This window comes from Xanthobacter aminoxidans, from assembly GCF_043193615.1.
Classification (GTDB): Bacteria; Pseudomonadota; Alphaproteobacteria; order Rhizobiales; family Xanthobacteraceae; genus Xanthobacter; species Xanthobacter aminoxidans.
Genome location: NZ_JBAFUS010000002.1, coordinates 401,389 through 414,500, shown reverse-complemented (window position 1 = coordinate 414,500; position 13,112 = coordinate 401,389). Strand labels below are relative to the sequence as shown.

16 protein-coding genes are annotated in these 13,112 nt (G+C 66.7%); 11 read left to right on the top strand and 5 right to left on the bottom strand.

The window, feature by feature from the left end; all coding sequences use genetic code 11:
• The first annotated feature begins 13 nt into the window (after positions 1–13).
• From V5F74_RS10940 to V5F74_RS10920, 5 genes are all read left to right on the top strand, one after another.
• Positions 14–1,168 (top strand): ABC transporter substrate-binding protein, encoded by a 1,155-nt coding sequence (locus V5F74_RS10940; protein WP_029554947.1) that lies wholly within the window; start codon positions 14–16, stop codon positions 1,166–1,168.
• Positions 1,169–1,320: 152 nt separating this feature from the next.
• On the top strand, positions 1,321–2,193 hold the full coding sequence (locus V5F74_RS10935; protein WP_024278130.1) for a branched-chain amino acid ABC transporter permease: 873 nt from the start codon (positions 1,321–1,323) through the stop codon (positions 2,191–2,193).
• A complete protein-coding gene (locus tag V5F74_RS10930; protein ID WP_374253618.1) occupies positions 2,190–3,239 on the top strand; it encodes a branched-chain amino acid ABC transporter permease in 1,050 nt (349 codons plus the stop codon). Before V5F74_RS10935 ends, V5F74_RS10930 begins: the two co-directional genes overlap by 4 nt.
• A complete protein-coding gene (locus V5F74_RS10925; RefSeq protein ID WP_394007982.1) occupies positions 3,236–4,060 on the top strand; it encodes an ABC transporter ATP-binding protein in 825 nt (274 codons plus the stop codon). Before V5F74_RS10930 ends, V5F74_RS10925 begins: the two co-directional genes overlap by 4 nt.
• Positions 4,053–4,757 carry an ABC transporter ATP-binding protein gene (locus tag V5F74_RS10920; RefSeq protein ID WP_024278127.1) on the top strand — a complete coding sequence of 235 codons (705 nt, stop codon included), beginning with the start codon at positions 4,053–4,055 and terminating at the stop codon, positions 4,755–4,757. Before V5F74_RS10925 ends, V5F74_RS10920 begins: the two co-directional genes overlap by 8 nt.
• Positions 4,758–4,818: 61 nt before the next feature.
• Here V5F74_RS10920 and V5F74_RS10915 read toward each other — a convergent pair whose 3' ends face one another.
• Positions 4,819–6,183, bottom strand: coding sequence for an O-linked N-acetylglucosamine transferase, SPINDLY family protein (locus tag V5F74_RS10915; protein ID WP_394007980.1), 1,365 nt, complete (start codon positions 6,181–6,183; stop codon positions 4,819–4,821).
• Between the two features lie 136 nt (positions 6,184–6,319).
• Positions 6,320–7,207 carry an N-formylglutamate amidohydrolase gene (locus V5F74_RS10910; protein WP_394007978.1) on the bottom strand — a complete coding sequence of 296 codons (888 nt, stop codon included), beginning with the start codon at positions 7,205–7,207 and terminating at the stop codon, positions 6,320–6,322.
• A 41-nt stretch (positions 7,208–7,248) separates the two neighbouring features.
• On the opposite strand from V5F74_RS10910, the gene V5F74_RS10905 reads away from it, so the two are divergent.
• Both V5F74_RS10905 and rpsU read left to right on the top strand, forming a co-directional pair.
• Positions 7,249–8,064, top strand: coding sequence for a transglutaminase-like domain-containing protein (locus V5F74_RS10905; RefSeq protein ID WP_394007976.1), 816 nt, complete (start codon positions 7,249–7,251; stop codon positions 8,062–8,064).
• 137 nt (positions 8,065–8,201) lie between these two features.
• The gene (gene rpsU / locus V5F74_RS10900) at positions 8,202–8,486 is read left to right on the top strand and encodes a 30S ribosomal protein S21 (RefSeq protein WP_024278123.1); all 285 of its coding nucleotides are present in this window, start codon (positions 8,202–8,204) and stop codon (positions 8,484–8,486) included.
• A gap of 54 nt (positions 8,487–8,540) precedes the next feature.
• Here the strand turns inward: rpsU and V5F74_RS10895 are convergent, their stop codons facing one another.
• Positions 8,541–8,840 (bottom strand): hypothetical protein, encoded by a 300-nt coding sequence (locus V5F74_RS10895; protein WP_029554954.1) that lies wholly within the window; start codon positions 8,838–8,840, stop codon positions 8,541–8,543.
• Between the two features lie 215 nt (positions 8,841–9,055).
• Between V5F74_RS10895 and V5F74_RS10890 the strand changes: the two genes are divergently transcribed.
• The 4 genes from V5F74_RS10890 to V5F74_RS10875 all read left to right on the top strand — a co-directional run bounded on the left by V5F74_RS10890 (position 9,056) and on the right by V5F74_RS10875 (position 11,047).
• Positions 9,056–9,247, top strand: coding sequence for a hypothetical protein (locus tag V5F74_RS10890; RefSeq protein WP_024278121.1), 192 nt, complete (start codon positions 9,056–9,058; stop codon positions 9,245–9,247).
• A 214-nt stretch (positions 9,248–9,461) separates the two neighbouring features.
• Positions 9,462–9,671, top strand: coding sequence for a cold-shock protein (locus V5F74_RS10885; RefSeq protein ID WP_024278120.1), 210 nt, complete (start codon positions 9,462–9,464; stop codon positions 9,669–9,671).
• 154 nt (positions 9,672–9,825) lie between these two features.
• On the top strand, positions 9,826–10,032 hold the full coding sequence (locus V5F74_RS10880; protein ID WP_024278119.1) for a hypothetical protein: 207 nt from the start codon (positions 9,826–9,828) through the stop codon (positions 10,030–10,032).
• A gap of 340 nt (positions 10,033–10,372) precedes the next feature.
• Entirely contained in the window at positions 10,373–11,047 is a 675-nt protein-coding gene (locus tag V5F74_RS10875) for a L,D-transpeptidase (RefSeq protein ID WP_394007972.1), read from the top strand.
• A gap of 152 nt (positions 11,048–11,199) precedes the next feature.
• Here V5F74_RS10875 and acuI read toward each other — a convergent pair whose 3' ends face one another.
• Together acuI and V5F74_RS10865 are read right to left on the bottom strand one after the other, a co-directional pair.
• Complete coding sequence (acuI, locus tag V5F74_RS10870; protein WP_394007970.1) at positions 11,200–12,186, bottom strand: acrylyl-CoA reductase (NADPH); 987 nt, start codon at positions 12,184–12,186, stop codon at positions 11,200–11,202.
• Positions 12,187–12,242: 56 nt separating this feature from the next.
• The gene (locus V5F74_RS10865) at positions 12,243–12,983 is read right to left on the bottom strand and encodes a FadR/GntR family transcriptional regulator (RefSeq protein ID WP_394007968.1); all 741 of its coding nucleotides are present in this window, start codon (positions 12,981–12,983) and stop codon (positions 12,243–12,245) included.
• Between the last annotated feature and the right edge of the window lie 129 nt (positions 12,984–13,112).

Sequence of the window (13,112 nt, the reverse complement as noted above, 5' to 3'; positions counted from 1 at the left end):
ACCAACAATGTTGATGTCACGCCGGACGACACTCGCCGCTCTCGCCTTCAGCCTCCTTGCCGGCACGGCCTTCGCCGCCGACACCATCAAGATCGGCGTCAACGAGCCCCTCACCGGCGCCTTTGCGGCCTCCGGCACCTATGTGGTGAACGGCGCCAAGATCGCCGCCGACGAGATCAACGCCAAGGGCGGCATCCTCGGCAAGAAGGTCGAGCTGGTCATCGAGGACAACAAGAGCAACCCGACCGAGGCCGCCTCGGTGGCGGAAAAGCTCATCACCTCCGACAAGGTGCCGGTGCTGATGGGCGCCTGGGGCTCCTCGCTGACGCTGGCCACCATGCCGAAGCTGGAGGAATATTCCGTGCCCATGCTGGTGGAGACCTCCTCTTCCGGCAAGATCACCACCTCCGGCAACCCTTTCATCTTCCGCATCTCGCCGCCCTCCTCCGTGGAAGCCGAGGCGTTCGAGCCCAGCGTCAAGAAGCTCGGCCTGAAGAAGGTGGACTTCCTCGTCATCAACAACGACTGGGGCCGCGGCGCCGCCGCCGACTTCTCCAAGATGCTGAAGGCCAACGGCGTCGAGGTCGGCCTCGTGGAGACCATGGACCAGTCGGCCCAGGACATGAGCGCCCAGCTCGCCAAGCTGAAGGCCTCCGACGCCGACACCATCATGGTGACGAGCGCCGTGGATCAGCTCACCCTCCTGTTCAAGCAGATGGCGGCCCTCGGCCTGAAGAAGCGCATCATCACCACCGGCGGCTCGCAGAACCCGGACCAGATCATCGCCCAGGCCGGCGCTGCGGCGGACGGCACCATGCACCTCACCACCTTCCTGCCCTGGTGGCCGGAGAAGACCCCGAACCCCGAGGCCACCGCCTATTTCCTCAGCGAGTGGAAGAAGCGCGGATTCGACTTCGCCGGCGCCACCGAGAGCTTCCGTGGCTATGACGGCATCCGCACGGTCGCGGCCGCCATCGCAGCGGGCGGCGGCACCGACCCCGCCTCCATCCAGAAGGGCTTCTGGAAGGTGGACTTCAAGGGCCTCAACGGCCCCATCAAGTTCAACAAGAGCGGCCCGGCGGGCAAGGAGAGCGGCCAGTCCAAGCCCAACGTCTACATCATCGAGATTTCCGGCGGAAAGGTGAACCAGGTTCAGCTCGGCGGCTGATCCGGCGCCTCGCGCATTCCCCCGCCTTCGGGCGGGGGCTTCGGGGTGAAGGCGGGCGCGCGGGACCGACTGCCCGGCCACGCCGCCCGCCCTCACCCCGCTCTCGCCGAGCGGACATGCTTCAGCCCCGAACGCCAGACCGGACAGGCCAGATGGACCAATTGCTGCAACACATCTTCAACGCGCTGGTGCTCGGCGGCACCTATGCGCTGCTGGGCATCGGCCTCACCTTGATCTTCGGCATCATGAACGTGGTGAACTTCACCCATGGCGCCCTCTACACCTTCGGCGGCTACGCCATGTATCTGGCGGCGGTAGCGCTGGGGCTGAACTTCTTCGTGGCGCTGCCGGTGGCCCTCGTGGCGGGCCTCCTGGTCGGCGCGTTCATCGAATTCACTTTGCTGCGGCCGCTGCGCCGCTCCGACATCGACACCACCATGCTGGTGATGATCGGCGCCGGCATCATCATGCAGTCGGGCACGCTCTGGATCTTCGGCGGCGTCGCCAAGGCCGTGCCGACGCCCTTCCCGGCCCAGCCGCTCACCTTCGGGCCGGTGTCGCTGTCCTATGTGAACCTGTTCGTGCTGTGCGCGGCGGTGGCGCTCATCGCCATCACCTATTTCACCATCAACGGCACCAAGCTCGGCCGCGCCATGCGCGCCACCTTCCAGGACCACGACACGGCGTCTCTCATGGGCGTCAACGTCTCCCTCATCTACACCGCCACCTTCGCCATCGGCTCGGCGCTGGCATCGGCGGCGGGTGCGCTGCTCGGGCCGGTCTATGTGGTGACGCCGCAGATGGGTGACCTCGCCGCGGTGAAGGCCTTCGCCATCGTCATTCTCGGCGGCCTCGGCTCCATCTCGGGCGCCACCATCGGCGGCTTTATCCTCGCCTTCGCCGAGGAGCTGGGCGCCGGCTACATCTCCTCGGGATATCGCGACGCCATGGGCTTCCTCATCATCATCGCGGTTCTGCTGGTGAAGCCCACCGGCCTGTTCGCGCGTGCGGAGCGGATCGGATGACGCGCTTCATCGCCCCCCTCTTCCTCGTCGTCTTCGCCCTGCTGCCGCTCGGCCTGACCGACCCCTATCTGCTGAATGCCCTCATCATCACGGGCATCCTCACCATCTGCGCCATGAGCCTCAACCTACTGCTCGGTTTTACCGGACAGCTCAGCCTCGGGCATGTGGCCTTCTTCGGCATCGGCGCCTATGTGAGCGCGCTCACCGCGCTGGGCTTCGACGTGAGCCTGCCCTTCGGCCTGCGCGTGACGCACGAGGGCGGCGCGCCGCTCCTCGGCTTCCTGCTCGCCATCCTGATCACGGGGCTCGCCGGCTATCTCATCGGCCGGCTGTCGTTCCGGGTGCGCGGCGCCTACTTCGTCATCGTCACCATCTCGTTCGCCGAGGTGGTGCGGCTCGTCGCGCTGAACTGGGTGGAGCTGACGCAGGGGCCCCTCGCCCTCACCGCCATTCCCAACATGGTGCTGCCGGTGCCGGGCCTCGGCGACATGGCGCTGCGCTCCAAGATGCAGAACTATTATCTGGTGCTGGCGGTGGCGGTGGCGAGCTATCTCCTCATCGCGCGCCTCGTCGCCTCGCGCTTCGGCCGCGCCATGCGGGGGCTGAAGGAGAACGAATCCCTCGCTTTGTCCCTCGGCATCAACGCGACGCGCACGCTCACCGTCGCGGCCACCATTTCCGCCGCCATGGCGGGGGCGGCGGGCAGCCTTTATGCCCACTACATCCGCATCATTGATCCCGACGTGTTCCTGTTCTCCTACACCGTCACCATGGTCATCATGGTGGTGTCCGGCGGAAAGGGCACGCTGGCGGGGCCGCTGGTGGGCGGCATCCTGTTCGGCCTGCTGCCGGTGGCACTGCGCCCGGTGATGGCGCCGGAAGCCCAGTGGATCGTCTACGGCGCCATCCTCATCGCCATCCTGTTCCTGATGCCGCGCGGCATCGTGCCGGCATTGGAAGGCCTCGGCGAACGCATCGCCGCCCGCCGCAAGGCCGGCGACAAGCCGACGGACGTGATGCCTGCCAAGATGGGAGCGAACCCATGAGCACGACGAGCAGCAGCGCCATCCTGAACGTGGAGCATGTGGGCATGAAGTTCGGCGGCCTCACGGCCATCGCCGACCTGCATTTCGACGTGCAAGAGGGCGAGATCCTCAGCCTCATCGGCCCCAACGGCGCCGGCAAGACCACCGCCTTCAACATCATGACCGGCTTCCTCAAGCCCACGCAGGGCCGGGTGCTGTTCCGGGGCCGCGACCTCTCGCAGACGCGGCCGAACGAGATCGCCCGGCTGGGCCTTGCCCGCACCTTCCAGCGCACCAGCGTGTTCGCCGACGATACGGTGCGCGACAACGTGCTCATCGGCCTCCACCGCTTCGGCGACGACACGCGCGCGGCAGCCCTCCTCGACCGCCTGTTCCCCACCCCCGCCGCACGACGGGCGGAGAACGCGGTGCGCGAGCGCGCGGATGCCATCATTGATATGGTGGGCCTCACCGCCCGCGCCGGCGACAAGGCGGGCTCCCTCTCTTATGGCGAGCAGCGGCTCGTGGGCTTCGCGCTGGCGCTGGCCGTGGAGCCGAAAATGCTGCTGCTGGACGAGCCGGTCTCCGGCATGAACGCCTCGGAGACGCAGGGCTTCGTGCGCCTCATCCGCAAGGTGCGGGACGAGGGCGTCACCATCCTCCTCGTGGAGCACGACATGCCCATGGTGATGGAGGTCTCCGACCGCATCGTCTGCCTCAACTACGGCCGGCTGATCGCGGAAGGGCCGCCCGAGGCCATCCGCACCGATCCCAAAGTCATCGAGGCCTATCTCGGCAAGAGCGCCGCGAAGCTGGAGCAGCGGGAGGTGGCCCATGCTTGAGATTTCCGATCTCGTCTGCGGCTACGGCCAGGTGGCGGCGCTCCGGGGCATCTCGCTCAGCGTCGGCGAAGGGCAATTGGTGGCGCTGGTGGGCGCCAACGGCGCGGGCAAGTCCACGACGCTGCGCACCATCTCCGGCCTCGTGCCGGCGCGCGCCGGCTCCATCCGCCTTCAGGGCGACGACGTGACCCGCGCCGGGCCGCAGAAGATGCTGAAGCTCGGCGTCGCCCACTGCCCGGAAGGCCGGCGGGTGTTCCCACACATGAGCGTTTCGGAAAACCTCGCCATGGGCGCCTATCTGCGCGCAAGCGATGCCGGACTGAAGGCGGATTACGAGCGCATCTACACGAGCTTTCCCCGCCTCGCCGAGCGCCGCCACCAGATGGCCGGCACCCTTTCGGGCGGCGAGCAGCAGATGCTGGCCATCGGCCGCGCGCTCATGTCGAGGCCCCGCCTCGTGCTGTTCGACGAGCCTTCGCTCGGGCTGGCGCCCAACATCGTGGAGCAGATGTTCGCCATCATCGGTTCCATCCGCGACGCCGGCACCACCGTGCTCCTCGTGGAGCAGAACGCCTTCGCCGCGCTGGAACTGTGCGACTACGCCTATCTGCTGGAGGCCGGGCGCATCGTCATGTCCGGCAAGGGCGCGGACCTCATCGACGATCCCCACGTGCGGGCGGCGTATCTGGGAAGCTGACGCCGGCATCCCGCCCCGCCGGGCGCGTCCGAACGCGGCAAGCGCATGGAGTTCGACGCGTTCAGGGCACGGGCGCACCGATTGTTGCTGGTTGCAGCCGGTCGCGGTGGCGGACGATCATCGCCCGGTAGAGGCCTTCGAGGGCGAGGGTGTAGGCTGACACGTCGAACAGAGGCGTCGCCAGCCGGTTGGCATCAAGCTGCGCCTTGAGGGCCGCGAGGCGGCCGGGCTCCGTGGCGATGCCGTAGGCCAACTCGAAATAGTCGGCGTGGTCCTCGGCGACCAGCTCGCCGAGACCGACCGCGTGCAGGATGGAGCCCGCCACCCGCGACGGAAAGGTTTCCCCCGGACAAGTCACGATCGGCACGCCGGCCCAGAGCGCGTCGCTCGCCGTGGTGTGCGCATTGAATGGCGCGGTATCGAGCATCAGGTCGGCGAGCTGGAGTCGGGCGAGATGGGCCGCCTGTGGCAGGTTTGCGCCAAAAACCAGCCGCCGCGCATCCACGCCATGGCGGATTGCCTCCGAACGGAGGTTGCCGGCGGCATGGGGATGGTCGAGCAGCCACAGCACGCTGTCGGGCACCAGGGCGAGCAGCCGGCACCAGATTGCGAAGATGTCGGGGGAGATCTTGTAGGGCTGGTTGAAGCAGCAGAAGACGAAGCCCTCCTCCGGCAGCCCGACCTCCCGCCGCCCCGGCCGCGTGCCCGGAGGCGTCCGCCGGCCGTGAGGGTGATAGGTGTGCGGCATGTAGGCCAGGGCCTCGGCATAATCCGGGGCGCTGGCGGCGGGCGTGAGAAAGCGGTCGGTGATGAGGTAGTCGCACATCCCTGCGCCCATGGTGCCGGGATAGCCGAGATAGTTCACGATGATCGGCGCCGGCCGCAGGAGGACGATGCCGCTGCGCGCCCCTGACGTGAACCCCTTCAGATCAATGAGAATGTCCACGCCGTCGGCATGGATGCGCGCGGCCGCAGCCTGGTCGTCCATGTCCGAGATGTCGATGAAATGGTCGCAGGCGGCCATGGTCCGGCGGCGCATGGATTGACCGTCGTCCGCGCCGAAGGAATAGGCAAGCACCTCGAAATCCGCACCGGCATGGGCCTCCAGCACCTCGATCAGAAGGTGGGCGGTGGCGTGCTCCTGAAAATCGTTGGAGAGATAGCCGAGGCGCATCTTGCGGCCACGCCCGTCATCGAAGGCATAGCGCAGCCCGGAATCTGCCGTCCCGGCCGCGGTCCGGCGCGCGCGGGTCCACAATTCCGAACACGCCCGCTGCTGCTTCGCGCTCACGCCGGGCGTGGACAGAAGATGGAAGGGCGGCAGCAGGTGATCGCCATCGCCGGCGAGAATTGCGCCGATGGCGATGTCTTCGGGCGCGAGATCGTCCCATTCGCAGACGCTGCGCTGCCGCACCGAGGTGGCCATGTTCACACTTCCCGTTCGCGCGTATGGCCTGCGCAGGACAGCGACGGCCATCTGAAGTGCCGAGCGGAGGAAGTCAGCCTCGATCTCGAAAGTCAGACCCCATTGGCAAGCAAGGATCGCGCCGCCGGAGGGGAGCTTAAGGCAAATCCTGAAGCAGCGCCGTGCGGTCCGCGCCCAATTCTCCCGTCTCCTCGAGCCGCGCGGCAGCGGCGACGAGCAACGGTGCGAGCCGCTCGGCCCATTGCCGCTGGCCTTCCGGCCGGCCGACGAGATCCTGCCGGATCTCGATGCCCACGTGGGGAATGCCGCGCCGCTCGCCGTGCTCCGGGATGGTCCAGTCCGTCGCCTCGCTCACCGCATACGGCTCGTTGTCTCCCACCGTGAGCGCGGCATCGGCGCGCAGCAGGGGGAGGAGCGCCCGCGCGAAGCGGCTGTCGCGATGATAGAGCAGGCCGGTGTGCCATGGCCGCACGAAGCCGGCGAAAACCGGCGTGAAGCTGTGCATGGCGATGAGGATGGCCGGTGCGCCCGCGGCCTGCCGCCGGTCGAGTTCGGTCGCGATGCCCGCGTGATACGGCAGGAAGATCGCGGCCTCGCGTGCCCGGCGCTCCGCCGCGCCGATCCCCTGATTGCCGGGAACGGGCGACGCATCACTCTCCGCCGGGATGGACTGCGCGGCGCCCAGTGGCCGGTTGCAGTCGATCAGCAGGCGAGAATAGTTCTGTTGAATGAGCGTGGCATCGAGTAATTCTGAAAGCGCGTGGCAAACGCCGGCAATGCCGATGTCCCACGCGATATGGCGCTCGCGGTCCACCGCCGGGAGGCCCAGCGTTCCGACCGAGCGGGGCAGCCTGTTTCCCGCGTGATCCGAGACGATAAGGAACGCGGAACGCCCTTCGGGATTTATCACAGTGACCGGCGGAATGTCGTCCGCCGTCAGTAAGGAAACAGGCGCGCTCACGTCAGGACCTTTCCGGCACGGGCCACGCACCTGACGCGACAGCCCCGAGGCTGCGCGCACCATAACCGATCTGCGGGCCATGTCCGCACAGAGCTGAGGCCCAGATGCTGATTCACGCCGGCTACGAAATTACCTACGGCTGCCCGCAGCCGACGCCCATGATTCTCACCCTGAGTGTCCATCCCTCCCGGATCACCGATCTCCTGAATCCGGACCGGGTGATGTTCGACCCGCCGATTCCCGCCAACACCTATCACGACAGCTTCGGCAATTTCTGCCACGTCATCTCCGCGCCCGCCGGCGGGCTCACCATGCGCACGGACTTCAAGATCCGCGACAGCGGACTGCCCGACGACGTGGCCCCCGAGGCGCCCCAGCATGCCCTCGGCGACCTGCCGGTGGACGTGCTCCTCTTCCTTCTGGGCAGCCGCTATTGCGAGACCGATCGCCTGAGCGCGTTCGCCTGGTCGCAGTTCGGCCACCTGCCCAAGGGCTGGCCGCTGGTGCAGGCGATCTGCGATTTCGTCCACGGCCACATCGTCTTCAACTATGCCCACGCCAGCCCACTGAAGACCGCCTTCGACGCCTACACCAGCCGGCAGGGCGTGTGCCGCGACTTCGCCCATCTCGCCGTCACTTTGTGCCGGTGCATGAACATCCCGGCCCGCTATTGCACCGGCTATCTCGGTGACTTCGGCGTTCCCGCCGATCCGGCGCCCATGGACTTCAGCGCCTGGTTCGAGGTCTATCTCGGCGGGCGGTGGTACACGTTCGACGCCCGGCACAACACGCCGCGCATCGGCCGCATCCTGATGGCACGCGGGCGGGACGCGACCGATGTGGCGCTCGTGACATCCTTTGGCCCTTCGACGCTCACCTCCTTCAAGGTGTTGACCGTCGAAGCCCCGGAAGCCCCGTGAGGCGATGACGCAATAGGGCGCATCGCTTTAGCGGCCATATCGCTCTACACTCACCACACACCGGCCACGGCCGGCATCCGGGCGAGCGGTCAGACATCTGGCCGGGGACCCGGGACGACCTTCAGATTGGATATCTTTTGCAGGTTCTCGTCAGAGACAACAATGTTGAGCAGGCCCTCAAGGTTCTCAAGAAGCGCATGCAGCGCGAGGGCGTTTTCCGGGAGATGAAGCAGCGCCGGGCCTATGAGAAGCCTTCCGAGCGCAAGGCGCGCGAGCATGACGAGGCGATCCGCCGGCATCGCAAGGCCGCCCGGAAGAAGGCGCAGTGGGAAGGCCTGATCGCCGCCCCCAAGCGCCGCGTCCGGCCCACCAACGCCCGCGGCCCGGCACCCGGCACCACACCGACCTTCACCGGCCGCTGATCCCTTCAGCCGTCAGAGGGCCGGGGGCACATTGTCCCGGCCCCTCGACCGCGTTCAGTAGAACGGCCGCGCGAGGCTGGCGGAGGCGAGGAGCTTGCCTTCGGCGTCGATGGCTTCAACGGTCCAGGTGTAGATCCCACCGACGCAAGGCGACCGGTAGGAGACAGCGCCCTTGGGGATGGCTCCGCGAGCGGGAAGCTGCACATCGGCCCCGCCAAGCTCACGTCCGCTGGGGCCCATCAGCGCAAACCGCAGCCGTGCCGTCCCGGATGGGACATTATCCACCTGGAATTCCGGGCTGCTTGGCCGCGGCGCGCACAGGGTCGTTCCGATCCATGTGAAATCCAGTGTCATGACGGGGGAGTTCGCCCAAGCGGGTGATGCACCTGCCCAGAGGAGGCAGATCAAGACGCACGCTTTTTTCATGGCAGCTCCTTCGGTCTCGGCATCGAAACCGTTTCAATCCTATCATGAACATGCTCGGACGCGTGATTAAAACTGTCCGATAAATCTCTCATCTGAACGAGAATTGAGCACGCTTGGGCGAGAAAGTGTGCTAAAGGAAAAGCATGGTTACGAAATTTAACGCCAATGGCTGGGTTGAGTTCATTGCGGGCTTCCGATCGCCGCAAGGGCGGTTCCAGATCGTCCGCATCATGCCTCAGGACAAGGGCGAGCCGAGCTATCGCGTGAAGGGCGAGAACGAGGCGTTCGAACGCATCGCTCGCGAATCCGAACTTCGCCATCCCGGGGAAATATAGGCGGAGAAATAGAGGCGGCGAACAGAGAAGCTGGCCGGACATAAATCCAGGCCTTGCTATCAACACAATAGCCCCCTATGTTCCGTTTGTCTGAATTTGACGGCTGATTTTCTGACGCCAAGCCGCGTCTGACGATACCTCCCTTCAATTTCTAACTCTTGTTCTGCTCGACCTCTCGGGCGGAACTCCTACGCGCGATTGAAAGGAAATCGTCATGAATATCGGCACCGTGAAGTGGTTCAACGCCACCAAGGGCTTCGGCTTCATCCAGCCCGACAACGGCGGCGCGGATGTGTTCGTGCATATCTCGGCCGTCGAGCGCGCTGGAATGCAGGGCCTCGCCGAAGGCCAGAAGCTCCAGTTCGACATCGTCCGGGACAACAAGTCCGGAAAGAATTCGGCCGGGAATCTCCAGGCCGCGTGACATTGCTCCGGCGGACCACGGATGTACTGGCCGCTGGACTAATGCATCATGAATTCAAGAAGGGCTCCGCCTGAACAGGCGGGGCCTTTTTCTTTATCCATTTTTCTCAAATCTTAGTTCTCGGGCTTCGACCCGGATCATGATATCCTTCGGAATGACCCCAATCACGACACATCAGAACACGCTCTCCAGCGCCGAGAGCCGCCGCCAGCTGGACGAATCCATCGAGCGGGCCATGGAGCGCAACAAGGGCGAACTGGAAGCGGTGCGCGAGAAGAGCGCGCGGCTTCGGGCCCTGCGGGAGGCCAGCGAACGGGAAGCCCCGGCCGCGCCGCCGCCCAAGCGCCGCCGCAAGGCCTGAAGCAGGAAGACCTGAAGCAGCAAGACCTGAAGCAGCAAGACCCGCCAAAGTTCGGGGCAAGGCCCGTGATCCCCGCCGGCGGTGCGCCGCGGCATCCGGGACGGCGACGGGCATAATTGCCGCACCTCACGCTTGGACACCCTCTCCCCGCCCCCGTCGCAACTTGGCCGAAACGGCGCCGATGCTGGCGTCTCTGGTGCATGGCTGCCCTGCGCGGCGAAGGCTGCCGCTTGCCAGCCGCGCCGCTTGACGGCAAAGTCCGCGCCGAAAAATGCTTAACGGTTGCGTCTGGTGCGCACACACCGTTGGCAACGGGATCAAGGGACACTGCGAGATCATCATGAGGGACGAAGTTGCCATGTCCGGGCTCGGGTCCGGCACTCTCAGCCGCCGCTCTTTCCTGCTCGGCTCTGCCCTCGGCCTCGGCGCGCTCGGGCTGGCCGGCTGCTCGTCGGATGTCATGAGCCTCGCCGAGGCGCAGAAGCTCTATGGGCCGATGCCCAACGAGAAATTCCCGATCCCCGCGCCGGATATCAGCAAGGTCAACCCCAAATATTACCGCCGGACCGTCGCTTACGAGAGCAATGAAGCGCCCGGCACGATCATCGTCGATCCCAGCAATTATTACGTCTACCGCGTCGAGGGCGAGGGCAAGGCCACCCGCTACGGCGCCAATGTGGGCCGCGCCGGCTTCCTGTGGAGTGGCGACGCCTATGTGGGGCGCAAGGGCGAGTGGGCGGTCTGGACTCCGCCCAAGGAGATGATCAAGCGCCAGCCCGAAGCGGCCAAATGGGCCAACGGCATGCCGGGTGGACTGGAAAACCCCCTCGGCGCCCGCACGCTCTACCTCTACCAGAACGGGCAGTATACGCTCTACACGATCTATGCGAGCAGCGACCCCGAGTCGATCGGCACCGGCGTCACCAGCGGCTGCGTGGGCCTGCTCAGCCAGGACATGATCGACCTCTACGAAAAGACGCCGGTCAAGACCAAGGTCGTCGTCATGCCGGCCTGACGCTGGGGTCGCGTCAGGCATCCAGTTTCAGCCTCCACAGCGGCCTCTGTGGCACGGCGTCGAAGACGAAGCGGCCGCAGGGCGCGACCCGGACCTGATGAAGGCCATCGTCACGGCCGGGCGCGCCACCGCAGCGCGCCCGTTTTGTCCGCTCAGATGCGCACCACCGTGCGCCCGCGCACGCCACCGGCGATGATGTCTTCGGCCACCTGCGGCAGGTCCTCGAGCGTGACCTCGCGGGTGACGAGATCGAAATCGGCCTCGGTGAGGAGTTCGCCGAGCCGGGTCCAGGCGGCGAGACGGCGCGGGGTCGGGCAGTTGACGGAATCGACGCCCAAGAGCGCCACGTTGCGCAGGATGAAGGGGAAGACGGTGGTCGGCAGATCCGTCGCCGCCGCGAGGCCGCAGGCGGCCACCGCGCCGCCGTAGCGGGTGGCGGCGAGCACGTTGGCGAGGATGGTCCCGCCCGCCGTGTCCACCGCGCCATGCCAGCGCTCGCCGGCCAGCGGCTTGCCCGCGGCGGCATAGGTGGCGCGATCGACGATATCGGTGGCGCCGAGGCTCTTTAGGAAGTCGGCTTCCGCCGGACGACCGGTGAGCGCGCTCACCTTGTAGCCGAGACGCGAGAGCAGGCGCACCGCGACGCTGCCCACGCCGCCGGCCGCGCCGGTGACGAGGACATCACCACCCGCCGCGATGCCATAGCGTTCCAGCGCATCCACGCACAGCATGGCGGTCAGGCCGGCCGTGCCGATGGCCATGGCCTGGCGCGCGGTGAGGCCCTCGGGGAGCTTCACCAGCCACTCGCCCTTCACCTTCGCCCGCTCGGCGAAGCCACCGGACCAGTTCTCGCCGACGCCCCAGCCGGTGAGCACCACCTTGTCGCCGGGGGCGAAGCCCGGATTGTCGCTCGCGCGCACCGTGCCGGCGAAATCGATGCCCGGCACCATGGGCAGCGCGCGCAGGATGCGGCTCATGCCCTTCAGCGCGAGGCCGTCCTTGTAGTTGAAGGACGAATATTCCACGTCCACCGTCACGTCGCCGGCCGGCAGCTCGGCCTCGGTGATGGTCTCGATGGCAATGGCCTGCCCGGCGTCGGTCTTGCGCGCCATGAGGGCGCGGAAGGTCTCGGTGCTCATTGGACGTTTCCCTGTGATGTGCGTGGACCGCGCGGGCGCGGATCAGGGGCCTCGGCTCAGGGCCGGATGGCCTTGCGGGCCTCTTCGGCCTTCTCGTACTGGGCGCGGATGTAGCGCACGAGACCGCCGAGTGCGGTCACCGCCGCCTCGCCATCGCGATCCCGCAGCGCGGCGAGGAGCGTCTCGTGGTGGGCGACGATCTCCGTCCGGTCGCGGACGCGGAAGATGATCATGTTGCTCACCGGCATGAGCGCTTCCACCACCGCATTCATGAGGAAGCGCAGCAGGGCATTGCCCGCCGCGTCCACGATGGTGCGGTGGAAGCGCACGTCGGAGGCGCAGAAATCCTGATCCGACAGGCTGGCGGTCCGCTGCAGGGCGATCTCCGCCTCCAGCGCCGAAAGGTGCGCGTCCGTGCGGTTCAGGGCGGCGAGACGGCAGCACACGGCTTCCATCTCCAGCCGCGCCGTCGCCATCTCCTCCAGCGAAACGCCACCGGTGGCGACGAGGAGCGTGACGGACGTGCCGAGGCTGGTGGCCAGCTCCTCTGGCGACGGGCCGGTGACGAAGGTGCCGCCGGTGGGGCCGCGCCGGGAGCGGATGAGGTGGCGCGCGGCGAGCCGCTTCAGGGCCTCACGCACGGTGGGCCGCGAGACGCCGAACTGCGCGGCCAGCTCCTCCTCGGTCGGCAAGCGCTCATCCACCTTCAGCCGGCCGTCCATGATGGCCTGCTGGAGCTGATCGGCGATCTGGCTCGCCGCGCTGGTGGTGACGATCTGGCCGTAGCTCGGTTCCATCTGATCCGTTCCGGGGACGCCTGTGGTCATCCCCTTGGTCTCAGATCGGCGGCTTCAAATCAACCTAAAAATTATTCGTTTGACAAATCTTCAAATGAGCCTTTTGGTTCCACAGATCGCGGACGGAGA